This window comes from Stenotrophomonas sp. LM091, from assembly GCF_001806305.1.
GTDB classification, from domain to species: Bacteria; Pseudomonadota; Gammaproteobacteria; order Xanthomonadales; family Xanthomonadaceae; genus Stenotrophomonas; species Stenotrophomonas bentonitica_A.
Map to the genome: position 1 here is coordinate 1851174 of NZ_CP017483.1, position 22081 is coordinate 1873254.

The following is a 22081-nucleotide window of genomic DNA, read 5'->3' on the forward strand; positions in this document are numbered from 1 at the left end:
GCATGGGACGCCACGGACGGACGGCCCCCTCGCCCACCCCGGCCTCGCTGTGGATCGCCGCCGGGTCGGCCGCGGCCTGCGCGACCGCCGGCGTGATGGCACGGATCGGCGCCAATGGCCCCTGGATCGACATCGCCGCGGGCACCGCCGTGCTGGCGCTGCTGGCTGCGCTGCAGGTGGTGCGCCGCTGGCGGGAGACGCAGGATCAGCTCCACACCCTGCAGCAGCGCAGCGAGTCGCTGCTGCTGGAGCGCGATCACCTTCAACAACGCCGGCAGCAGCAGAACCAGCTCGAACAGGAACTGCTCAGCGCCAAGCAGGCCGCCGAAGCCGCGGCGCTGGCCAAGGGTGAGTTCCTGGCCACGATGAGCCATGAGATCCGCACGCCGCTCAACGGCATCCTGCCGATGCTGGACCTGATCGCGCGCGGCCAGCTCGGCAGCGACCAGCGGCAGATGCTGCAGACCGCCGCAACCAGCTCGCAGCAGCTGCTTCGCATCGTCGATGACATCCTCGATTACTCGCGGCTCGAAGCCAGGGGCCTGAACCTGGAGATCACCACGTTCAACCTGCGCGAGCTGCTGGAAGGACTGGTGCAGCTCATGCAGCGTGCCGCCGATCCCAAGGGCCTGCAGCTGTCGCTCGAGCTGGACCCGGCGGTGCGGCTGTCGGTTCGCGGCGATCCGGTGCGGCTGCGCCAGGTGCTCAGCAACCTGCTGGTCAACGCGATCAAGTTCACCGAGCGCGGCCAGATCCGGCTGCGCGTGCAGCGCCAGGGCGAGACCAACGCACAGCACCAGCTGCGGTTCGAGATCGCCGACAGCGGCATCGGCATCGATGACGCCCTGCAGGCGCGCCTGTTCCAGTCCTTCAGCCAGGCCGATGCCTCGACCACGCGCCTGTATGGCGGCACCGGCCTGGGGCTGGCGATCTGCAAGCGCATCATCGATCTCATGCACGGCCGCATCGGCGTGCATTCCACGCCCGGGCGGGGCGCCACGTTCTGGTTCGAGATCCCGTTGCTCAAGGTGATCGGCGACCTGCCCGCCATCGGCACCGTGCGCCGCGCCCTGCTGATCACGCGCGATGCGTTGCTGGCCCAGCGCATCGAGCGCGTGGCCCAGCACCATGACCTGCGACTGCACACGGTGGAGACCGCCGCCGAAGCGATCGACGCCCTGCGCGCGCCGCAGCGCCCCGGCATCGACCCGGTGCTGGCCTGGGTCATCGCCGACACTGACGGCCTGCGTCACGGCACCCAGGCGCTGCAGAAGGCGCTGGTCGGCAACGAGCGGCATGCCGGAGCGCAGCTGTTGTGGCTGTACGGCGAGGAGGCACCCGCGCCCGAGGCCCTCGGCCCGGGACCGGCGCTGCCGCGGCAGGTTGCAGACAGCGAGCTGCATGCACTGCTGAGGCCGGTGGTCGCCAGCGCCCGGCCGGCCGCGCTGCTGGCCGAGGTGGAGTACGCCGGCTCGCCCATGGCCCTGCCGCAGTTCCCATTGCGCGTGCTGCTGGTGGAGGACAACAGCGTGAACCTGCTGGTCGCCCAACGCCTGCTGCAGGTATTGGGCTGCGAGGTGGAGCCCGCCACGCAGGGCGAGCAGGCGCTGGCGGCGCTGCACGCGCGGCCATTCGATGTGGTGTTGATGGATTGCCAGATGCCGGTGCTGGATGGCTACGACACCACCCGCCGCTGGCGCGCGCACGAGGCTGCACTGGGCACGGCGCGCCTGCCGATCGTGGCGATGACCGCCAACGCGATGGCCGGCGACCGCGAGCGCTGCCTGCAGGCCGGCATGGATGACTACCTGTCCAAGCCGATCAACCGCGAAACGCTGCAGGCCGTACTGGCGCGCTGGGGCAGTGCGATGGCCGATGACCCGGCAGTGCAGCCACCGTCCCTGCCTCAGCACGCGCCGGCTCCGCCCGCCGCTTCGCCAACCCGCGACGAGTCGCCGGCCCCGGTGCTCGATCAGGAGGTGCTGGATGAACTGCTGGAGGTAGTCGGCGCCGACACCGCGCGCATCATCGGCGTGTTCCTGGATGACACGCCACCGTTGATCCGGCAGCTGCAGGACGCCTCGGTCGCCGCGGATCTGGACCAGCTGCGCGCGTTGGCGCACAGCCTCAAATCCGCCAGTGCGAATGTGGGTGCGATGGCCTTGTCGGCCGCGGCCTGGCGGATCGAGCACGATGCCCGCGCCGGCACGCTGGAGCGCCCCGCGGTCGCGGTGGCGCTGTTGATCGCCGAGTTCGCGCGTGCACGGATCGCGCTGGGCGGCTATCACGCCCGCCTGCGCGCCCCGTTGCAGGGCTGACTCAGTCTTCGATCTTGGTCAGCAGGTAGTTCGGTTCGCCGATGCGCTCGATCAGATCCAGCTGGGTTTCCAGCCAGTCGATATGCTCTTCCTCGGACTCGAGGATCTTCACGAACAGCTGGCGGCTGACGTAGTCACCGATCGAATCGGCATAGGCCACCGCTTCGCGCAGGGTCACCACGCCATCGCGTTCCAGGGCGAGGTCGCACTGCAGGATCTCGGCCGGGTTCTCGCCGATGCGCAGCTTGCCCAGTGCCTGGAAGTTCGGCAGGCCTTCGAGGAAGAGGATGCGGTCGGACAGGATGTCCGCATGCTTCATCTCTTCGATCGATTCCTTGTACTCGTGATCGGCGAGCTCCTTCAGGCCCCAGTTCTTCAGCATCTTGGCGTGCAGGAAGTACTGGTTGATGGCGGTCAGCTCGTTGTAGAGGACCTTGTTGAGGAATTCGATGACTTTCGCGTCGCCCTTCATGAGCGTGCTCCTGCTGCGTGGAATCGCGGGCACTGTAGCGCGTCGCGCGGGAGCATGAAGGAACGCGAATCGTGCTCAGTTGCGACCCGGCAGAAGGGTGGCAAGCCCACCCTGGGCGGCCGGCGGCTCGCGGGCACGCCGCCCGGTCAGGCGGCCTGGAGGCCCAGGACCGGCAGGGGAAGATCGTGGGTGGCGCTGAACTTGGCCAGCAGGTCCGCCGCCATGTCCAGGCAGGAGCCGCAGGTGGCGCCGCAGCCGGTCCGCATCGTCAACTCGGACACGCTCGCGACACCGCTCTGGGCGGCTTCACGGATCTGATGGTCGGTAACCCCGTTGCAGATGCAGACGTACACGTGCGGACTCGGCAGGCAGGCCCGGATCGGCCTGCTGCTATTCCAATCGAAACGAGAATGGTTGTCAATTTCGAACCTGAATCATTCTCGATACGGTTCACGGCCACCGGGATCGCTCAGACCGCGCCCGGCTCGCCCTTGGTCTTGCGCGGCCAGTAGCCGCCGCCCCGCTTGGGCGTGGTGCGCTTGCGTGGCCGGTCGTGGCCGGCCGCATTGCCGGGCATCCAGGCTTCCTGGGCGGATTTCGGCATCGATTCCACCCCCGTCCCGGCCACTCCCCGGGCCAGCGGCGCCAGATGGCGCAGGGCGCGTGCGTAGACGCCCCGCTTGAACATCACCACGTGCTCCACCGGGTACCAGAAGTCGACCCAACGCCACTGGTCGAATTCGGGGCTGTCGGTATGGTCCAGGGTGACGTGGGATTCGTCCCCGGCCAGCCGCAGCAGGAACCACACCTGCTTCTGGCCGATGCAGACCTGCCGTTCATTGCGGCGGATGGCCCGTGCCGGCAGCCGATAGCGAAGCCAACCCGGCGTCGCCCCGAGCACTTCAACGTGCTCCGGCAACAGCCCGGTCTCTTCCTGCAACTCGCGATACATGGCTTCGACAGGCGTCTCGTCGGTGTTCATGCCGCCCTGCGGGAACTGCCAGCCATCCCGGCGCACGCGTCGTGCCCAGAAAACCTGCCCATCCTGCCGCATCAGCACAATACCGACGTTCGGTCGATAGCCGTCCGGATCGATCACGATGCGGACTCCTAGAAAAATCTACTGATCGGGACTGTGCCACGCCCGCTGCCCACTCACAAGCGCGGTGAAAAAGTGTTGACAGATTCCAGATACATCTCCAGAATTACCGGCTCCCTGAGGCTATGTAGCTCAGCCGGTTAGAGCACAGCACTCATAATGCTGGGGTCGGTGGTTCGAGTCCACCCATAGCCACCAAGTTCGCTTGGTTTTTCAGGGAGAAAGTGCAATAATTGCACGCACATTTTGCCCCGTCGCCAAGCGGTAAGGCACCTGACTCTGACTCAGGCATTCGGTGGTTCGAATCCATCCGGGGCAGCCAAACAAACAGAAAAGGCCGATCGAAAGATCGGCCTTTTCTGTTTGTTTGGGCGTTTGTCCGGGCGCGAAGCGCCCGGACCCCACACCTTGCGCAGCAAGGCATGGGCGCCGGCCCTCCCCTGCCACATCCCCGCGCCTGACGGCGCGCGCCCCTGGAGGGGACACCCACCCGCGAAAACGACAAAAGCCCGGCCGAAGCCGGGCTTTTGCGTACCTCCCAGGGGGATCCCGAAGGATCCCACGCCAGGCGCGATGGATCAGCGCTTGGAGAACTGGGTGGCGCGACGTGCCTTGTGCAGGCCGACCTTCTTACGCTCGACTTCACGGGCGTCACGGGTCATGAAGCCAGCCTTGCGCAGCTCGGACTTCAGGGTTTCGTCGTACTCGATCAGCGCGCGGGCGATGCCCAGACGGATCGCACCGGCCTGACCGGTGGTACCACCGCCAGCAGCGGTGACCATGATGTCGAAGGTTTCGGTGTTCTTGGTCAGTTCCAGCGGCTGACGCACGATCATGCGTGCAGTCTCACGGCCAAAGAACTCGTCCAGCGGACGGCCATTGACGGTGATGTTGCCGGCGCCCTTGCGCAGGAACACGCGGGCGGTGGAGGACTTGCGGCGGCCGGTGCCGTAGTTTTGCGTGATAGCCATGATTAGATATCCAGAACCTGGGGCTGCTGAGCGGCGTGCGGGTGCTCGGAACCCGAGTACACCTTGAGCTTGCGGTACATGGCGCGGCCCAGCGGGCCCTTCGGCAGCATGCCCTTGACGGCGGTCTCGATGACGCGCTCCGGGTGGCGCTCAAGCGCCTGGGCCAGAGTTTCGGTCTTCAGGTTGCCGATGTAGCCAGTGAAGCGGTGGTACAGCTTGTCCTGCAGCTTGTTGCCGGTGACGGCAATCTTTTCTGCATTGATGACAACCAGGTAATCACCGGTATCAACGTGGGGGGTGTAGACCGGCTTGTGCTTGCCGCGCAGACGGCGGGCCAGCTCGGTGGACAGACGGCCCAGCGTCTTGCCGGAAGCGTCGACGAGATACCAGTCGCGCTGGACGGTCTCGGACTTTGCAGTGAAAGTGCTCATGAAAGAACTCAAGTAGGTCGGGCTCATTACGGCGCAGTACGGCCGGAACTCTGCCACGCGTTGTGAAGAGGCGGGATTGTACTGGCCATCCCCACCACATGCAAGTTGACCCCGATCCCGGCTTGGCACACCGGCCCCATGGGGCGAGAATCGACGATCCCCCGCCGCGACACCGCCTGCCATGACCGCGCTCCGCCAGATCACCCCGCTCGACCACCTGCTGACCGAAGCCCAGCGGGCCCTGGATACGGTGTTCGGCAATCCGCCGGCCAGCCGCCCCTACCCCGCCGAGGGCACCCCGGACGTGCAGATGGCCGCGCCCGAGCGCCGCCACGCCGCCGGCCTGATGCGCATCAACCACGTCGGCGAGGTCTGCGCCCAGGGCCTGTACTTCGGCCAGGCCGCGGTCGCCCGCGAGCCGGAAACCCGCGCCCACCTGCTCGATGCGGCCCAGGAAGAGACCGACCATCTGGCCTGGTGCGCCCAGCGCCTGCGCGAACTGGACAGCCGTCCCAGCCTGTTCAACCCGATCTGGTATGCCGGCAGCTACACCATCGGCACCCTGGCCGGCCTGCGCGGGGACGGCTGGAACCTGGGCTTCGTGGTCGAAACCGAGCGCCAGGTGGAAGCCCATCTGGACGAACACCTGGACACCCTGCCGCCGGCCGACCTGCGCAGCCGCGAGGTGATCAAGGTGATGAAGATCGACGAGGCCCGGCATGCCGACCACGCCGAGCATGCCGGGGCGCGCAGGCTGCCCGCCCCGATCCCATCGGTGATGGCGCTGGCCTCCAAGGTCATGAAGACCATCGCGTACCGGTTGTAACGGCGTATCGACCAACGGTCGATACCTGCCGGAACGGCGCGCGCGGCATGGGTTGCGGGCCGACTTGCCACCGGTAGCGCCCGACCGTTGGCCGGGCGACGATCAGGCCGAGACCAGCTTCAGCCCGATCACCCCGGCCACGATCAACGCGATGCAGGCCAGCCGCGACGGCGAAGCGCTGTCGCCGAACAGGAAGATGCCCAGCATCGCCACGCCCAGTGCGCCGATCCCGGTCCAGATCGCATAGGCGGTGCCGACCGGAATGGATTTCATGGCCTGGCTCATCAGGTACAGGCTGACCAGGGCGGCGGCGACGGTGGCCAGCGTGGGAAGGGGCTTGCTGAAGCCTTCGGAGTACTTCATTCCGATGGCGAAGCCGATCTCGAACAGACCGGCCACAAGAAGATAGATCCAGGGCATGGGGGATTCCTTGGGTTAACAAAAACAAAACGGCCCGGTGTTTTCACACCGGACCGTCGTCGGTAGCTGCCGTGGAACCCGGTTTTGCGCAAACACCGGTTCCACAGGGCGGGCCGTCCCGCCTGGACGACGCCGGCCGGGGCCAGGCCCGGACGACATCGCAGGGTGTGCCTTACTCGGCCAGGTTGCGCCCGTGGAACAGCTCTTCGATCTCACGACGCAGCAGCGCCTCGATCTTCATGCGTTCCTTGAACGACAGGTTCTTGGCCTTCTCTTCGAACAGGTACTGGTCCAGGTCGAAGTCCTTCAGGTGCATCTTCGTGTGGAAGATGTTTTCCTGATAGACATTGACGTCGAACATCTCGTAGCGCGACTTGATGTTCTTGGCCAGGAAGTTCTGGATCGAGTTGATCTTGTGATCGATGTAGTGCTTCTTGCCCTTCACGTCACGGGTGAAGCCACGCACGCGGTAGTCCATGATCACGATGTCCGATTCCAGACTCTCGATCAGGTAGTTCAGCGCTTTCAGCGGGGAAATCACGCCACAGGTGGCCACATCGATGTCCGCGCGGAACGTGGCGATGCCCTCCTGCGGATGGGTTTCCGGGTAGGTATGGACAGTGATGTGGCTCTTGTCCATGTGGGCGACCACGGCGTCGGAGATCAGCTCCTTGCCGGCCTGCTTCTTGTCGATCACCGGCTCTTCCGAGATCAGGATCGTCACCGACGCACCCTGGGGATCGTAGTCCTGGCGGGCCACGTTCAGGATGTTCGCGCCGATGATCTCGGCAACGTCGGTCAGGATCTGAGTCAGCCTATCGGCGTTGTACTCTTCATCAATATATTCGATGTAACGCTGACGCTCCTCTTCGGTGCGGGCGTAACAGACGTCATAGATGTTGAAGCTCAGCGCCTTGGTGAGGTTGTTGAAACCCTGCAACCTCAGGCGAGGCAACGGCTTGACCACGGCGGTCGATCCTGTGTGTGGTGGGAAAGAAGTAATTATGGGGCAAAGTGATCGGGGGCGAAACTTGCATTGAAACGAGTACCTGTGCTCGGTTTGCCCTTAACAATTCGGATCGTTAAGCTCCCGGCACATAGCCGTGAATTCTTCATGAGCAATCGGAGCGCCTCAACGTGTCAACTGTGCGCCTTGCCACAAGTCCATTGGCCCTGGATATCGCAACAATCGATCGCTTCCTGGCCCACAGCCACCGCCGCCGTTATCCCGCCCGTACCGACGTGTTCCGTCCCGGGGATCCGGCAGGCACCCTGTACTACGTCATCAGCGGCTCCGTCTCAATAATGGCTGAGGAAGATGACGATCGTGAGCTGGTGCTGGGCTACTTCGGCTCGGGAGAGTTCGTCGGCGAGATGGGGCTGTTCGTGGAATCGGACCGCCGCGAGGTGATCCTGCGCACCCGCACCCCGTGCGAACTGGCCGAGATCAGCTACGAACGCCTGCATCAGCTGTTCCTCGGCCCGCTCTCGGCCGATGCCCCGCGGCTGCTCTACTCGATCGGCCAGCAGCTCTCCAAGCGCCTGCTCGACACCAGCAGGAAAGCCAGCCGCCTGGCCTTCCTGGACGTGACCGACCGCATCGTGCGGACCCTGCACGACCTGTCCCGCGAGCCGGAGGCCATGAGCCACCCGCAGGGCACCCAGCTGCGCGTCTCGCGCCAGGAGCTGGCGCGCCTGGTCGGCTGCTCGCGTGAAATGGCCGGCCGCGTGTTGAAGAAGCTGCAGACCGACGGGCTGCTGCATGCCCGCGGCAAGACCGTCGTTCTGTACGGCACCCGTTGACCCTGCCCGCGTAGTGCCGGCCGCTGGCCGGCAACCATGCAGATCCCCCCTTGCCCGTCGACCTGGACGAGGTGGCCGGCCAACGGCCGGCACTACCTGCCCATTTGCCGCTAGGCTGTTCGCATGGAACTTGGCAGCGAATTCTATTGGTTCATCCTGATCGGCCTGGGCGCACAGCTGGTCGATGGCGCATTGGGCATGGCCTTCGGGCTGGTGTCCTCCTCGGTGATGCTGAGCATGGGCGTGCCGCCGGCAGCCGTGAGCGCCAGCGTGCACACCGCTGAAGTCTTCACCACCGGCGCCTCCGGGGTGTCGCACCTGGTCGCCGGCAATGTGGATCGCCGGCTGTTCCTGCGCTTGGCCCTGCCCGGCGCGGTCGGTGGTGTGGTGGGCGCCTACGTGCTGACCCAGCTGCCCGGTGACGTGATTCGCCCCTTCATCTATATGTATCTGCTGGTGCTGGCGATCTTCATCCTGCTACGCGCGGCCGGGCGGATGCTGCCGGCGCAGGAAGTGAAGCGTGTCCCGCTGCTGGGCTTCGTGGCCGGCCTGCTGGATGCCAGCGGCGGCGGTGGCTGGGGGCCGGTGGCCACCTCCACCCTGCTCGCCCGCGGCGGAAAGGCCCGCACCACCATCGGCACGGTCAATGCCGCCGAGTTCGTGGTGACCCTCGCGGTGTCGATCACCTTCCTGCTGACCATGGGCGTGCAGTACCTGAACATCGTCGCCGGCCTGCTGATCGGCGGCATGATGGCCGCGCCGATCGCCGCGATTCTGGTCAAGAACGTCAAGGAACGCTGGGTGTTGATCGCCGTCGGCGTGCTGGTCCTGGGCATCAGCCTGTTCCAGATCAGCCACGCAATCGCGCAGTGGCGCGCAGGCTGAGCCGGACGCGACACGCTTTTCAGCCCTTCCCGGGCGTTTTCAGCGCCGGATCAGACCGGGTCGCCGGCCCGGTCCACGCAGCCCCAGTTGAGCACCGGGGTACCCGGTGGCAGCACCTGGCGGAAGTACGCCACCCGCGAGGCCTTGGGATTGACCACGACCGGCGCGGCCGCGGCCAGCAGCAGCGGCAGGTCGGCACTGCTGTCGGAGTAGGCAACGTCGATCTCGCCATACCCGCGCTCGCGCAGCATCCGCATCTTTTCTTCGTTGTGGCAGTGCCGGGTGGCGATGACCGCACCCAGGAACGGGCCGACTTCGCTGCCGATCACCGGCACGCCCTGGTGGGCGACGAAGGCCAGGATCGCGCGGGCCAGTTCCGGCGGCGCACCGGTGGCGACCACCACGCGGTCACCGGCGGCCCGGTGGCGGGCAAACACCTCCAGCGCGACCGGCAGCAGGCGGCGGCGGATGTCGGCCTCGTGCTTGAGCACGTAGCGGTCGATCACCTTGTTGAACTCGCGCGCCCGGTGCAGGCCGAACGTGGCGATCCAGACATAGCCGGAGATGCCGCGGCGCCGGGTCGGCAGGAACGCCACCAGCGGGCCGAGCAGCGGCGTGGCGATGAGGGCGGCCAGCAGCCGCAGCGGGTTGCGCTTGATCAGCCAGGCGAACAGATGGCTGCCGGAATCGCCGTCATACAGGGTGTGATCGAAATCGAAGACCACCAGCGGGGCGTCGTCGCGCGGCGTTGGGTAGATCGCTGTCATGCGCTGAAGAATAGCTGACGCAGGCCCTCGCCGGGCTCTTCCACGCGCATGAAGGCCTCGCCGACCAGGAACGCATTGACCCCGGCCTCACGCATCACCGAGACATCGGCCGGGCCGAGGATGCCGCTTTCGGTGACCAGCAGGCGGTCGCGCGGTACGGCCTGGCGCATGTCCAGCGTGGTCTGCAGCGAGACCTCGAAGGTGCGCAGGTTGCGGTTGTTGATGCCGATCAGCGGCACCGGCACCTGGATGGCACGCTCCAGCTCGTCGATGTCGTGCACTTCCACCAGCACGTCCATGCCCAGCTGCATGGCCAGGTCGGAAAGCTCGGCCAGCTGGCGGTCGTCCAAAGCAGCCACGATCAGCAGGATGCAGTCCGCGCCGAGCACGCGCGCTTCATACACCTGGTAGGCATCGATCACGAAGTCCTTGCGCAGCACCGGCAGCGTGCAGGCCTCCCGGGCCTGCTGCAGATAGGCATCGCTGCCCTGGAAGAAGTCCACGTCGGTCAGCACCGACAGGCAGCTGGCGCCACCGAACTCGTAGCTCACCGCGATATCGGCCGGATGGAAGTCCGGGCGGATCACGCCCTTGGACGGACTGGCCTTCTTGATCTCGGCGATCACGGCCGGGTTGCCGGCGGTGATCGAGGCGCGCAGCGCATCGGCGAACCCCCGCACCGGCGGGGCCTGCTCCACGCCCGCGATCAGCGCTTCCAGCGGCACCTGGGCACGGCGTGCGGCGACTTCTTCGGCCTTGCGGGCCAGGATGGTATCGAGGATGTCGCTCATGTCATTGGGGTCCTGGAGGCCGGCCATTATCGGCCAGCCCCGCTGAATTCTGAAAACGCGGGCTCAGACGGCCCCGCGGATGCGGCGGGTGGCGGCTACGTACTGCTCCATCCGCGAGCGCGCACTGCCATCGGCCAGCACCGCGCGCGCGCGGGCCAGGCCATCGGCGATGCTGTCGGCGACACCGGCCACATACAGGGCGGCGCCGGCGTTGAGAGCGACGATGTCCAGCGCCGGGCCGGGCTGGTTGTCGAGCACGCCGCGCAGCATGGCGATGGATTCCTCCGGACTGTCGACCTTAAGGTTGCGGCTGGCCGACATCGCGATACCGAAGTCTTCCGGATGGATCTCGTACTCGCGCACCTTGCCGTCGCGCAGCTCGCCGACCAGCGTGCCGGCGCCGAGCGAGATCTCATCCATGTTGTCACGACCCCACACCACCAGGGCGCGCTCGGCACCGAGTTCGCGCAGCACGCGTGCCTGGATGCCGACCAGATCCGGGTGGAACACGCCCATCAGCACATTGGTCGCACCGACCGGATTGGTCAGCGGGCCGAGGATGTTGAAGATCGTACGCACGCCCATTTCGCGGCGCACCGGCGCGACGACCTTCATCGCCGGGTGGTGCATCGGCGCGAACATGAAGCCGATGCCGGTTTCGGTGATCGCGCGCGCGACTTCGTTGGGGGTGAGGTCGATGACCGCGCCCAGCGCCTCGACCGCATCGGCACTGCCGGACTTGGAGGAGACACTGCGGTTGCCGTGCTTGGCCACCTTGGCCCCGGCCGCGGACACCACGAACATCGCGCAGGTGGAGATGTTGAAGGTGTGCGAGCCATCGCCGCCGGTGCCGACGATATCCACCAGATGCGCCTTGTCCTCCACCGGCACCGCCAGCGCGAGTTCGCGCATCACGGTGGCGGCACCGGCGATTTCGCCGATGGTTTCCTTCTTGACCCGCAGGCCGGTCAGGATCGCGGCGGTCATCACCGGCGAGACCTCACCGCGCATGATCTGCCGCATCAGGTCGACCATTTCGTCGAAGAAGATTTCGCGGTGTTCGATGGTGCGCTGCAGGGCTTCCTGGGGGGAGAAGGTCATGCGGGGGTCCTTTGTGATGCAGGTGCGGCGCGCTCAGCGCTGCAGGAAATTCTTCAGCAGGGCGTGGCCATGCTCGGTGAGGATCGACTCGGGGTGGAACTGCACGCCCTCGACCGGGTACTCGCGATGGCGAAGGCCCATGATCTCTTCGATCGAGCCGTCCTCGTTCTCGGTCCAGGCGGTCATTTCCAGGCACGCCGGCAATGTGGTCTTGTCCACCACCAGCGAGTGGTAGCGCGTGGCCTGGTAGCGGTCCGGCAGGCCGGCGAACACGCCCTTGCCCTCATGCCGGATCGGCGAGGTCTTGCCATGCATGATGTTGGTGGCGCGGATGACATCGCCGCCGTAGACCTGGCCGATACTCTGGTGGCCCAGGCACACGCCGAGGATCGGTGTGGTCGGGCCGAGCCGGCGGATCAGCTCCAGCGACACGCCCGCTTCGTTGGGCGTGCACGGGCCGGGCGAGATCACGATGCGCTCGGGCGCCAGCGCGGCGATCTCATCGACGCTCAGCGCGTCGTTGCGCACCACCTTCACTTCGGCGCCCAGCGTCTGCAGGTACTGCACGAGGTTGTAGGTGAAGCTGTCGTAGTTGTCGAGCATCAACAACATGGTCAGGGTCCGTCTTGAATGGGGAAGTGGCGTGCACGCAACCGCGCACGGGTCAGGCCGTTCGGCAGTGCGCCGTTACAGGCCCTTGGCAGCCTGCGCGACCGCACGGAACAGCGCGCGGCCCTTGTTCATCGTCTCGTCCCATTCCTTGCCGGGATCGGAGTCGTAGACGATGCCGGCGCCGGCCTGCACGTGCAGGCGGCCGTCCTTGATCACCGCGGTGCGGATCGCGATCGCGGTGTCGGCATCGCCATGCCAGCCGATGTAGCCGATGCTGCCGGCGTAGACGTTGCGCTTGATCGGTTCCAGCTCGCGAATCACTTCCAGCGCGCGGATCTTCGGCGCACCGCTGACGGTGCCGGCCGGGAACGTCGCACGCAGCACGTCGGCATAGCTCAGGCCCGGCTGCAGCTGCCCGGTGACTTCGCTGACGATGTGCATGACGTGGCTGTAGCGCTCGATCACGAACTGCTCGCCCACTTCCACGGTGCCCGCCCTGGACACGCGGCCCGCATCGTTGCGGCCGAGATCGATCAGCATCAGATGCTCGGCGCGCTCCTTGGGGTCGGCCAGCAGTTCCACTTCCAGCGCGTTGTCTTCTTCGACCGTCGCGCCGCGCGGGCGGGTGCCGGCGATCGGACGCACGGTGACTTCCCCGTCCTGCAGGCGCACCAGGATTTCCGGCGAGGAACCGACCACCTGCACATCGCCGGTATCGAGGAAATACATGTACGGCGAGGGATTGAGCGCACGCAGCGCGCGGTACACATCCACCGGGCGCGCCTTGAACGGCACGCTGAGGCGCTGGCTCAGCACCACCTGGAAGATGTCGCCGGCGCGGATGTATTCCTTGGATTTGTCGACCGCGGCGATGAAGCCTTCGCGGGTGAAGCCGGAGACGAAATCGTTCTCGTCCAGCACGTCGCGGGTGATCGGCGCGGGGTAGCCGGCACCCGGGGCGCGCAGCTTGGCGACCAGCGCATCCAGACGGGCCTGGGCCTCCTCCCATGCACCGGGCTGGCCCGGGTCGGCATGCACGATCAGGTACAGGCGGCCCTTGAGGTTGTCGAACACCGCCAGCTCTTCGGAATGCAGCAGCAGGATGTCCGGCGTGCCCAGCTCGTCGCGGCCACGCGGCGGCGCCAGGCGCGGTTCGATGTAGCCGATGCACTCAAAGCCAAACCAGCCGACCAGGCCCCCGGTGAAGCCGGGCAGACCGGCCAGCTTCGGCACCGAGTGGGCGCTGCGCAGGGCCTCGACCTCGGTGAACGGGTCGGCGACCTCGCGGGTTTCCACCACGGTGCCGGATTCGCTGATGGTCAGGGTATGGCCGTGGAAGGCATACACCCGGCGCGCCGGCAGGCCGATGATGGAATAGCGCCCGAAGCGTTCGCCGCCCTCGACCGATTCAAACAGATAGGTATGCGGGCCGTCGGCGAGCTTCAGATAGACCGAGAGCGGCGTGTCCAGGTCGGACAGCACTTCACGGACGACGGGGATGCGGGTGTGGCCTTCAGCGGCCTGCTGCTGGAACTGCTCGAGCGTGATCAAGACGACTTTCCTTCCGGGAAACGGCGGTGGCGGGACGGACGACGGCAACAGGCCACCATCGCCACCAACGGCGAGCGGAAGAAAGGTTATGCGGGGTCGTCAGAATGGACACCCGGCGACTGTACCTCAGCCCGGCGCGGGGGGAACCCCGCCCGGGCCTGCGTGCAGCCGCTCCAAGGCCGACGTGGCGGCCCACTCCGGCATGGAGCGACTGCCCGGGCGTCAGTACAGCGGCAGCGGGCGCTCACTGGCCAGCATGCCGTTCAGGGTGTCCAGCATCCTGACCAGGTCCACCTGCCGATGCAGGCGGGTCTTCTCGAAAATGCTCTGCAGGCGGGTCCGCGCACTCCCGACACCGATGCCGCAGGTCGCTGCGGCGGCCGACAGCTCGCCCTGGTGATGCAGCGCCACGGCCAGCGTCGCTTCGCCCGGGGTCAGGCCGAAAAGCTCGCGCAGGGTGGTGGACAGCCCTGCCGAGGAGCGGCGCACCAGCGTGTTGACCGTCATGACAAAGCGGGCGGTACCGGTGCCGGGAATGTACTTTCCATAGGGCCGAAGCGATGCGAATCCTGCCAGGAGTCCATCTGCATCGTGCAGAGCGACGATATCCTCTCCGGGGTCCTGCGCCGGACCGCCCCGCAGCGCCAAGCGCCGGACCAGGGCATTCCAACCCGCCCGCGAGGCGGGATGCACCGGCTCCAATGCCGCCTTTCGGCGCACACGCAGGACGCGCGCCAGCAGCATCTCCTCGCCCCCGGCATTGACCGATACCGGCCGCAGGTTCTCATCGAGAAGCAGCAGGGCAAGCGTTCCTGCCTGCCGCCACGCGTCCTGCAGTGCCTGGCGCAGCTCGAAGGCATTGACGAAGTGAGGGGCCAACGCTTCGCACAGTGCCACCTCGCGGGCATCGAAATCGCCGCGCCGCTCGGTTCCCACGAAGGTCAGCATGGTGACCTGGTCCGGCTTGCGCGAGGCACACAATGCCACCGAACGCAGCGTGTCGATCTGGCGCAGGAAATCCAGGTAGTACCGCGTTCCACGCATCTCATCGAGCGTGGCCACCCGATCGCTGACGATGACGCTGCCAGCACGCATCGTCGGCGCGGCCCGGTTGAACCAGAGGTTGTCCACCGAGTAGAGCGTGTCTTCGTTGAAGCGCTCCACCGTACGCGGGTCGGCCATCGCGCCGGCCGCGACCAGCGCCCTGTGTCGCCCCCCGTGCACGTCGCGCAGGGTCACGCTGCCGGAGTGGCAACCGACCGCGCGACCGAGACGTTCAACGAATGACTGCATCCGCTCCGGGTCGGTGACCCCCGCGTACAGCTCTTCCATAAGCTCCGCTTTCACAACCATCTCCTGTGTTGTTCGTCAAGTCATGTCCATGACCTGCGTCGCTGCGCATCTGGACGCAGATTTGCCGCCATCCCATCACCACGTCAAGGACGCCATGGCCCTCTCTGCGCTGCGATCAGTTTCCACTGCGCTCACCCTGTCCCTGCTGCTCGTCGGATGCGGCGGCAAAGGCGATGCAGCCTCCCCGAGTACCGATAAGGACAGCAACGCCGCTGCGGCCGAGGGTGAGGCAAACGCCGATAAACCGGCGCCCACCACCCTTCCTCAAGCCGACCTGGCCAAGCCGCTGGCCGAGTACCGCAAGTTGGATAGCGGCCAGCAGGTCATGTTTCTTTATGCCGCCATGTCCAAGCTTCCGACGGATTTCGACACGATGGCCAGCCTTGCCTCGCAGGAATACCGCGGCACCGCCGATACCTTCCGCCGCAAGGACCTGATGGGGGCGCTTCGCCCGCAGCTCGAACAGAGCATCGCAGACGCTGGCCGCTCGCCCTATTACTGGAGCGAACTGGAGGATGCCGACCTGCAGGCCTATGACTTCGAGCGGAAGGGCTTCCCGGTCGGCGAATTCAACGGCGGCAAGTACCGCTACTTCATGGACATTCCGGAGTACAGCTACACCTGGGCCAATCCCGCGCAGGTCCAGCTCGCCCCGGTCGCTGACGAAACGGTTGCCCGCGAGCTCGAAGGGCTTCGCAGCCGATGGAACAGCAAACCCCGGCTGCGGACCTACTTCTTCGTCCAGTCTGCCGATCTGAACCAGCGTCGCATCAATGCCTATGTCACGCATGTCCAGCTTCTGGACCGCAGCGGACGCGTCCTGGCGTCCTACTCGCCCGATCCGGCGGTGGCAGCGCAGCCAGCGGAAGAGGATCCGTGCGTTTCACCGGAGGACTGCGCACGGCGTGCGTTGGGCAGCTGATCGTTTCCGAATCCACAGGGGAATCATCCATGAATCAACTCAATGAAAGCGACGTCCAGAACGCGCTGCAGCAGCGCCTCGTGCGCGAAGAAGCCGGGCGGCGCGCAACCGACGGCCTGATGCGCACGGCCAGGACGCTGCGATGGATCGGCTGGGGCTGCGCGCTGGTGCCGATCGTCGGCATCTTCGGTGTGGTGCTGTTCCTGCTCAGCACGATCCTGTGTTTCGCCTATGCGCAAAGCAAGGGGAACCCCGATGGCATCAAGCAGTTGTTGATCACCCTGGCCAGCCTGTTCGCTGCGGGCATCGTCTGGGTGCTGGTCAATCTCACCGTGCTCGGCCTGTTTGGCGCAGCCATGTCCATGCATTGAGGATCTGCACATGAACGGAATCACCTTGAAGCAGTCGCTGCTGTCGGCCGCTGCGGCGGCCGCATTGCTGGCCGGCCAGGCCGTGCCTGCCCACGCACAATCCGCCGACGCGCTCCGTCGTGAGAACGCACAGCTGCGTGCCCAGCTGGACGCGTTGAACCAACGCTGCGGCGTGCCGGCCCCCGACAACACCGGCGCACTGGAGCGGTTTGGCGATATCGAAGCGCGACTGGATTCGATCCGGGCAGGACAGCGCACGCGCGGCTCGGTGGAGATCACGGTGACGATGACACTGCGCAATGTGTCGTCGCAGCCGATGGTGTTGAATTATGAGTACGACACCTTCAACGCGACCGACAGCCACGGCTATACCTACCGCTTCTTCGGCGGGCAGGACAAAGACACGATCAAGGGCATCCCGATCGCCACCACGAACCGGGTCGACCCGACCTTCACCCTGCTGCCAGGCCGATCCAGCACGGTCACCTTCCTCGTGCAGCGCGCCATGAACGAGGCGCAGACCCCGGGCAGCCGCTTCGATATCAGTGCCAGCTTCGGCCAGTACGAAAACCTGGGCCAGGGACGACTGCGACGGCTGCAGACATTCCCCGTTTCCTTCAAGGATCGCTCAGTCACGTCGGCCGGCGTCGCCACGGGTATCGGCGGGCGCGCGGATCAGACGGTTGAAAACGCGGCCGGCCGGTTGCTGGACCGCCTGTTCAAGTGAGCCGGGCACGGCAGGCGCCACCACGCGCCAGCCGTATGCAGGACGGCCCCGCAGCCGCGCCGGAACTCAGGCTCTGGACAGCAGCGGGCTGTCCAGCGCCACATGCAGGTTGACCCGCCCCGGCACGCAGTCGATGCGGAAATGACGGGCCTGGACCGGCTCGCCATCCAGATTGAGGGTCAGCGGCGCCTCGGCCTCGATCTCCACCCACGGCGCCTGGACACGTTCGGCCACCTGTTCCAGCGCACCGCGCTTGCCGCCCTTGACCAGCGCAGCGAAGGTGGACGCCACCTCCCCGCTCAGCTCGGGAATCACGGTGATATCGAGCACACCATCGTCGATCAGGGCCTCCGGGCACAGCACCTGGCCGCCGCCGGCCTGGCGGCCGTTGCCAACGCCCAGCGCGATGAAGCCACCGGCCCATTCGAAGCCCGGCGCCCGGACCCGCGCCTGGATGGGATCGATCCGGCCCAGCCGCGAGACCCCGGTCACCAGATAGGCCAGCCCGCCGAGCACCTTCTTCAGGCCCTCATCGGTCTCCACCGTCACCTCGGTGCCGAAACCGCCACTGGCTACGTTCGCGCACCACCAGACCTTGCCGTCGGCATCGATGCGCAGCAGATCGACCGGCCGCGCCGGCGCGTGCCTGATCAGCTCCAGCGCCGCCAGCGGTTCGTCGGGAATTTCGGCCGCCGTGGCGAAGTCATTGGCCGTGCCCAGCGGCAACAGGCCCAGCGACGGCAGTGCATCGGCCGGCTCCTCGCGATGGGCCAGCGTCTCGGCCACCTCGCTGAGCGTGCCGTCCCCGCCGGCCGCGATGATCGTGTCGACCCCGTGTGCGATCGCCTCGGCCACGTAGCGCTCGGCATCGCCCGACTCCCAGGTCACCCGCACCTCCAGCTGCACCCCGCGCTCGCGCAGTGCTGCCACCGCCTCGCGCACATCCTCATTGCCGGTGGCCTTGCCGTTGAGGATCAAACGCCAATGGGGACGGCTCATGCGGTACTTCCAGGGAGTGGGGAAGCGAAGGCTAGCAGCGCGCGGGGTGGCCGTCGGTGAACGTCATCAAAGCGTCACCGATGGCCCGGAGAATGGAAGGCCATAGCAAGGAAGATGGATGGAGGCAGGATCAGCCTCCCGCTGTTCCCGGGGCCGCATCTGCAAGGGTGCGGTCTTTTTTTTGCCGCCGGGAGGGCAGCCGACCAACGGTCGGCTCTACCGGGTGCTCAGCCTTCGGCGAAGGTCCGCAATGCCTCGCCTTCCATCCGATACACCGTCCACTCGCTTTGCGGCTTCGCACCGGCGGCCTGGTAGAACTGGATCGCCGGTTCATTCCAGTCCAGCACCGACCACTCGAACCGGCCGCAGCCTTCGGCCACCGCGATCCGTGCGATGTGCTGCAGCAGTGCCTTGCCGGCCCCGCTGCCGCGCCGTTCCGGGCTCACGTACAGGTCTTCCAGGTAGATCCCGTTGCGGCCCAGCCAGGTCGAGTAATTGTAGAAATACACCGCATACCCGATGGCCACGCCGTCGGCCTCGCAGATCAGCGCGTGCGCTTTCGCTTCCGGCCCGAACAGGCTCGCGCGGATGCCCGCTTCGTCGGTCTGCACCGACAACTCGGCCCTTTCGTAGATCGCCAGCTCGCGGATGAAGCGCAGGATCCGCCCCGCATCCTCGGCGGTGGCCACGCGGATGGTCACGGCAGCCACCGAACCCATGGCTCAGCCCCGCGCCGCGGCGACGTTGCCGCGCATCTGCGCGATGATGTCCTGGTAGCTGGTCTTCGCATTGAAGATCGCCGAGCCGGCCACGAACGCATCCGCACCGGCCGCCGCGATGGCACCGATGTTGTCGGCCTTCACGCCACCGTCGATCTCCAGGCGGATGTCCTTGCCGCTGGCATCGATCTTCTTGCGGATCGCGCGCACCTTGTCCAGCGCCGAGGGAATGAAGGCCTGGCCGCCGAAGCCCGGGTTGACCGACATCACCAGCACCAGGTCCAGGTCATCGAGCACCCAGTCCAGGATGTCCACCGGCGTGGCCGGATTGAGCACCACGCCCGGCTTGCAGCCCAGCGAACGGATCAGCTGGATGGTGCGGTGCACGTGGCGGCTCGCCTCCGGATGGAAGCTGATGTAGGTCGCGCCGGCCTCGGCGAAATCCGGAATGATGCGGTCCACCGGCTCGACCATCAGGTGCACGTCGATCGGTGCGGTCACGCCATGCTTGCGCAGCGCCTGGCAGACCAGCGGGCCGATCGTCAGGTTCGGCACATAGTGGTTGTCCATCACATCGAAATGCACCCAGTCGGCGCCGGCCGCGAGCACGTTGTCCACTTCCTCGCCCAGGCGGGCGAAATCGGCGGACAGGATGGAGGGAGCAATGATGCAGTTGGACATGGCCGGGACCTTCAGGATGTTGAAAGGGGGCGCCGCGCGGAATCAGCGCTTGCGCAGGGTCTTGATGCGGTCATAGGCGGCATTGAGCTGGCGCGACTTGCGCTCGGCCTGCTGGCGCAGCTCCGGGGCGGCGCCGACCACCTTGTCGGGGTGGTACTGGGACATCAGCCGGCGGTAGGCCAGGTCGATCTCGGCATCGGTCGCCTCGGAGGTCAGCCCCAGCTCACGGTAGGGATTTTCCCTGTTCAGCCGGAACCAGTCGGCGTCGAAGGCATGCCCCAGCAACAGCCCGAACGCGGCCCCGAATAGCGGATTGGGCCTGAACAACAGGGCGCCAGCGATGAATCCGAGCAGTTTTCCGTACCAGCGCATGGTGGTCTGGGCAGCCGAGGCGACAAAGGATCCTCATTTTACGTCACAGCGGGCCCAACCCGCTTTACACTAGGCCGCCCGCTGTCTGTGCGGGCCCTCCGGGTCCCCTGGACAGCTGTCATGACGAAGCCTCAGGAGTGCCCGTGCCGACCACGTTGTTGCAATCCGATCTCCCCGGCCTGCCCTTGCGCCATCGCGGCAAGGTGCGTGATGTTTTCGACATTCCGCGCGACCGGCTCCCCGCCGGCACTCCGCCGGGGGACTACCTGCTGATGGTCGCGACCGACCGTCTGTCAGCCTTCGACGTGGTGCTCCCCGACCCGATCCCCGGCAAGGGCGAAATGCTCTGCCAGGTCTCGAACTTCTGGTTCGCCAAGACCGCGCACCTGATGCCCAACCACCTGACCGGCATCGATGTCGCCAGCGTGCTGCCCGAGGGTGTCGATCCGGCGCTGTACGCCAAGCGCGCGGTGGTCACCCGCAAGCTCAAGCCGGTCCCGGTCGAGGCCATCGCCCGCGGCTACCTGATCGGCAGTGGCTGGAAGGACTACCAGCGCACCGGCAAGATCAGCGGCATCGAGCTGCCTGACGGCCTGCGCCAGGCCGAGCAGCTGCCCGAACCGATCTTCACCCCCTCGACCAAGGCCGCCGTCGGCGACCATGACGAGAACATCGATTTCGATGCGATGGTGAAGGCGGTCGGTGCGGACCTGGCCGAGCGCGTACGCGATGCGACCCTGCGCATCTACGCCTTCGCCGCCGACTATGCGCGCGAGCGCGGCATCATCCTGGCCGACACCAAGTTCGAGTTCGGCACCGATGCCGATGGCCGTCTGTACATCATGGACGAGATGCTGACCCCGGATTCCTCGCGCTACTGGCCGGCCGACGAGTACGAGGTGGGCACCAGCCCGCCAAGCTACGACAAGCAGTTCGTCCGCGATTACCTGGAGACGCTGGACTGGGGCAAGACCGCGCCCGGCCCGAGCATCCCGGCCGAGATCATCGAACGTACCCGCGCCAAGTACGCCGAGGCGCTGCAGCGCCTGGCCGGGATCTCGGTCGACTGATTCGCCTGCGCCCCGGCCGTGATGGCCGGGGGTCCCGGCCGTAGAGTCGACCGTTGGTCGACTGCCGCGGACGTTGGTGGCCTATCGCGTGCAGCGCGAGGGGCATCGTCTGGGTGAGCGCAAGCCGACCAGCGGTCGGCTCCGCCCGCCCGGGGCGGTATGCTCTGCAGATCCTGGGAGGGACCATGGCCACCACCGTCGCACGCCCGATCGACCGCTACTTCGCCAGCTATTCCGACGACCACCGCAATGTGCTGAACCAGCGCATCCACGTCCTGGCCGTCCCGGCGATCGCGTGGTCGGTCATCGCCCTGCTGTGGTGCCTGCCGCCGCTGATCACCTGGTTCCAGAACGGGATCTGGGCCGGCCTGGCGATGTTCGCCGCCTGGTGCTTCTACAACCGTCTTTCGCGCACGCTGGGCTACGGCATGCTCGCGTTCTTCTTCGTCAGCGGCTGCGTCTGCCGGCTGCTGGAAGCCGAGATCGGCCTGGTGAACCTGTTCTGGCTGGCGCTGGGGCTTTTTGCCGTGGCGTGGGTGGCGCAGTTCATCGGCCACAAGCACGAAGGCCGCAAGCCGAGCTTCCTGACCGATCTGGTCTACCTGCTGATTGGCCCCCTGTGGGTATTGGCCAAGCTCTATCGCCGGATGGACTGGCGCTACTGACCCGCTTTTCCTGAACGAGCGCGGACACTCACCGGCACTCCACGCCGCACCCTCCAGCATCGTCCCCAGTGGCCTTTCGAGCGACGGCCACCGTTCATCTTCGTGCACACCGTTTCGGCCCCGCAGCCCCTGCGACGCCTGGTTCCGGATCCGTT

General features: G+C 66.5%; 26 protein-coding genes and 2 tRNA genes. 11 read left to right on the forward strand and 17 right to left on the reverse strand.

What is annotated here, in order from left to right:
* Nucleotides 1-2: 2 nt before the first annotated feature.
* Entirely contained in the window at nt 3-2318 is a 2316-nt protein-coding gene (locus BIZ42_RS08010) for an ATP-binding protein (RefSeq protein ID WP_083279818.1), read from the forward strand.
* Nucleotide 2319: 1 nt separating this feature from the next.
* On the opposite strand, the gene bfr is transcribed toward BIZ42_RS08010, so the two are convergent.
* The 3 genes from bfr to BIZ42_RS08025 form a co-directional block, all read right to left on the reverse strand.
* Complete coding sequence (gene bfr, locus BIZ42_RS08015; protein ID WP_070426108.1) at nt 2320-2790, reverse strand: bacterioferritin; 471 nt, start codon at nt 2788-2790, stop codon at nt 2320-2322.
* Nucleotides 2791-2936: 146 nt separating this feature from the next.
* The gene (locus BIZ42_RS08020; protein ID WP_019185320.1) at nt 2937-3143 is read right to left on the reverse strand and encodes a (2Fe-2S)-binding protein; all 207 of its coding nucleotides are present in this window, start codon (nt 3141-3143) and stop codon (nt 2937-2939) included.
* Nucleotides 3144-3259: 116 nt separating this feature from the next.
* Entirely contained in the window at nt 3260-3889 is a 630-nt protein-coding gene (locus BIZ42_RS08025) for an RNA pyrophosphohydrolase (RefSeq protein WP_019185319.1), read from the reverse strand.
* 121 nt (nt 3890-4010) lie between these two features.
* On the opposite strand from BIZ42_RS08025, the gene BIZ42_RS08030 reads away from it, so the two are divergent.
* Together BIZ42_RS08030 and BIZ42_RS08035 are read left to right on the forward strand one after the other, a co-directional pair.
* Nucleotides 4011-4087: transfer RNA gene (locus BIZ42_RS08030), tRNA-Met, on the forward strand.
* A 49-nt stretch (nt 4088-4136) separates the two neighbouring features.
* Nucleotides 4137-4211, forward strand: a tRNA-Gln gene (locus BIZ42_RS08035).
* Between the two features lie 256 nt (nt 4212-4467).
* Here the strand turns inward: BIZ42_RS08035 and rpsI are convergent.
* Together rpsI and rplM are read right to left on the reverse strand one after the other, a co-directional pair.
* Nucleotides 4468-4860 carry a 30S ribosomal protein S9 gene (gene rpsI, locus BIZ42_RS08040; protein ID WP_019185318.1) on the reverse strand — a complete coding sequence of 131 codons (393 nt, stop codon included), beginning with the start codon at nt 4858-4860 and terminating at the stop codon, nt 4468-4470.
* Nucleotides 4861-4862: 2 nt separating this feature from the next.
* Complete coding sequence (rplM, locus tag BIZ42_RS08045) at nt 4863-5291, reverse strand: 50S ribosomal protein L13 (RefSeq protein WP_017354548.1); 429 nt, start codon at nt 5289-5291, stop codon at nt 4863-4865.
* Nucleotides 5292-5472: 181 nt separating this feature from the next.
* Here rplM and coq7 point away from each other — a divergent pair, with 181 nt between their 5' ends.
* On the forward strand, nt 5473-6117 hold the full coding sequence (gene coq7 / locus BIZ42_RS08050) for a 2-polyprenyl-3-methyl-6-methoxy-1,4-benzoquinone monooxygenase (protein ID WP_019185317.1): 645 nt from the start codon (nt 5473-5475) through the stop codon (nt 6115-6117).
* A gap of 102 nt (nt 6118-6219) precedes the next feature.
* Here coq7 and sugE read toward each other — a convergent pair whose 3' ends face one another.
* Nucleotides 6220-6537, reverse strand: a complete 318-nt coding sequence (gene sugE / locus BIZ42_RS08055; RefSeq protein ID WP_046273055.1) for a quaternary ammonium compound efflux SMR transporter SugE — start codon at nt 6535-6537, stop codon at nt 6220-6222.
* 172 nt (nt 6538-6709) lie between these two features.
* On the reverse strand, nt 6710-7504 hold the full coding sequence (speD, locus tag BIZ42_RS08060) for an adenosylmethionine decarboxylase (protein WP_019185315.1): 795 nt from the start codon (nt 7502-7504) through the stop codon (nt 6710-6712).
* A gap of 170 nt (nt 7505-7674) precedes the next feature.
* Between speD and crp the strand changes: the two genes are divergently transcribed.
* Nucleotides 7675-8340 carry a cAMP-activated global transcriptional regulator CRP gene (gene crp / locus BIZ42_RS08065; protein WP_019185314.1) on the forward strand — a complete coding sequence of 222 codons (666 nt, stop codon included), beginning with the start codon at nt 7675-7677 and terminating at the stop codon, nt 8338-8340.
* Between the two features lie 123 nt (nt 8341-8463).
* The gene (locus tag BIZ42_RS08070; RefSeq protein ID WP_070426109.1) at nt 8464-9225 is read left to right on the forward strand and encodes a sulfite exporter TauE/SafE family protein; all 762 of its coding nucleotides are present in this window, start codon (nt 8464-8466) and stop codon (nt 9223-9225) included.
* A 50-nt stretch (nt 9226-9275) separates the two neighbouring features.
* Here BIZ42_RS08070 and BIZ42_RS08075 read toward each other — a convergent pair whose 3' ends face one another.
* The 6 genes from BIZ42_RS08075 to BIZ42_RS08100 all read right to left on the reverse strand — a co-directional run bounded on the left by BIZ42_RS08075 (nt 9276) and on the right by BIZ42_RS08100 (nt 15394).
* Entirely contained in the window at nt 9276-9992 is a 717-nt protein-coding gene (locus tag BIZ42_RS08075; protein WP_070426110.1) for a haloacid dehalogenase-like hydrolase, read from the reverse strand.
* Nucleotides 9989-10783: an indole-3-glycerol phosphate synthase TrpC gene (gene trpC / locus BIZ42_RS08080; protein ID WP_070426111.1), complete on the reverse strand. Its 795-nt coding sequence runs from the start codon at nt 10781-10783 to the stop codon at nt 9989-9991. Before trpC ends, BIZ42_RS08075 begins: the two co-directional genes overlap by 4 nt.
* A gap of 63 nt (nt 10784-10846) precedes the next feature.
* Nucleotides 10847-11884 carry an anthranilate phosphoribosyltransferase gene (gene trpD, locus BIZ42_RS08085; RefSeq protein ID WP_070426112.1) on the reverse strand — a complete coding sequence of 346 codons (1038 nt, stop codon included), beginning with the start codon at nt 11882-11884 and terminating at the stop codon, nt 10847-10849.
* A 33-nt stretch (nt 11885-11917) separates the two neighbouring features.
* Nucleotides 11918-12496 carry an aminodeoxychorismate/anthranilate synthase component II gene (locus BIZ42_RS08090; protein WP_019185309.1) on the reverse strand — a complete coding sequence of 193 codons (579 nt, stop codon included), beginning with the start codon at nt 12494-12496 and terminating at the stop codon, nt 11918-11920.
* 75 nt (nt 12497-12571) lie between these two features.
* A complete protein-coding gene (trpE, locus tag BIZ42_RS08095; protein WP_070426113.1) occupies nt 12572-14047 on the reverse strand; it encodes an anthranilate synthase component I in 1476 nt (491 codons plus the stop codon).
* 222 nt (nt 14048-14269) lie between these two features.
* Entirely contained in the window at nt 14270-15394 is a 1125-nt protein-coding gene (locus tag BIZ42_RS08100) for a hypothetical protein (protein WP_152663720.1), read from the reverse strand.
* A 34-nt stretch (nt 15395-15428) separates the two neighbouring features.
* Here BIZ42_RS08100 and BIZ42_RS08105 point away from each other — a divergent pair, with 34 nt between their 5' ends.
* Genes BIZ42_RS08105 through BIZ42_RS08115 form a run of 3 tightly spaced genes read left to right on the forward strand, consistent with a single transcriptional unit; the run spans nt 15429 to nt 17420 of the window.
* The gene (locus BIZ42_RS08105) at nt 15429-16322 is read left to right on the forward strand and encodes a hypothetical protein (RefSeq protein WP_156785708.1); all 894 of its coding nucleotides are present in this window, start codon (nt 15429-15431) and stop codon (nt 16320-16322) included.
* A 29-nt stretch (nt 16323-16351) separates the two neighbouring features.
* Nucleotides 16352-16693 (forward strand): hypothetical protein, encoded by a 342-nt coding sequence (locus tag BIZ42_RS08110; RefSeq protein WP_070426115.1) that lies wholly within the window; start codon nt 16352-16354, stop codon nt 16691-16693.
* A gap of 10 nt (nt 16694-16703) precedes the next feature.
* A complete protein-coding gene (locus BIZ42_RS08115; RefSeq protein ID WP_070426116.1) occupies nt 16704-17420 on the forward strand; it encodes a hypothetical protein in 717 nt (238 codons plus the stop codon).
* Between the two features lie 66 nt (nt 17421-17486).
* Here BIZ42_RS08115 and yegS read toward each other — a convergent pair whose 3' ends face one another.
* The 4 genes from yegS to BIZ42_RS08135 form a co-directional block, all read right to left on the reverse strand.
* Nucleotides 17487-18419, reverse strand: a complete 933-nt coding sequence (yegS, locus tag BIZ42_RS08120) for a lipid kinase YegS (protein ID WP_019185303.1) — start codon at nt 18417-18419, stop codon at nt 17487-17489.
* A gap of 227 nt (nt 18420-18646) precedes the next feature.
* Nucleotides 18647-19129, reverse strand: a complete 483-nt coding sequence (locus BIZ42_RS08125; protein WP_070427482.1) for a GNAT family N-acetyltransferase — start codon at nt 19127-19129, stop codon at nt 18647-18649.
* 12 nt (nt 19130-19141) lie between these two features.
* Nucleotides 19142-19819, reverse strand: a complete 678-nt coding sequence (rpe, locus tag BIZ42_RS08130; RefSeq protein ID WP_070426117.1) for a ribulose-phosphate 3-epimerase — start codon at nt 19817-19819, stop codon at nt 19142-19144.
* Between the two features lie 42 nt (nt 19820-19861).
* Complete coding sequence (locus BIZ42_RS08135; protein ID WP_019185299.1) at nt 19862-20191, reverse strand: DnaJ domain-containing protein; 330 nt, start codon at nt 20189-20191, stop codon at nt 19862-19864.
* A 143-nt stretch (nt 20192-20334) separates the two neighbouring features.
* Here BIZ42_RS08135 and BIZ42_RS08140 point away from each other — a divergent pair, with 143 nt between their 5' ends.
* Together BIZ42_RS08140 and BIZ42_RS08145 are read left to right on the forward strand one after the other, a co-directional pair.
* Nucleotides 20335-21261, forward strand: a complete 927-nt coding sequence (locus BIZ42_RS08140; protein ID WP_019185298.1) for a phosphoribosylaminoimidazolesuccinocarboxamide synthase — start codon at nt 20335-20337, stop codon at nt 21259-21261.
* Nucleotides 21262-21446: 185 nt separating this feature from the next.
* Entirely contained in the window at nt 21447-21926 is a 480-nt protein-coding gene (locus BIZ42_RS08145; protein ID WP_070426118.1) for an Mpo1-like protein, read from the forward strand.
* The last annotated feature ends 155 nt before the right edge of the window (nt 21927-22081 follow it).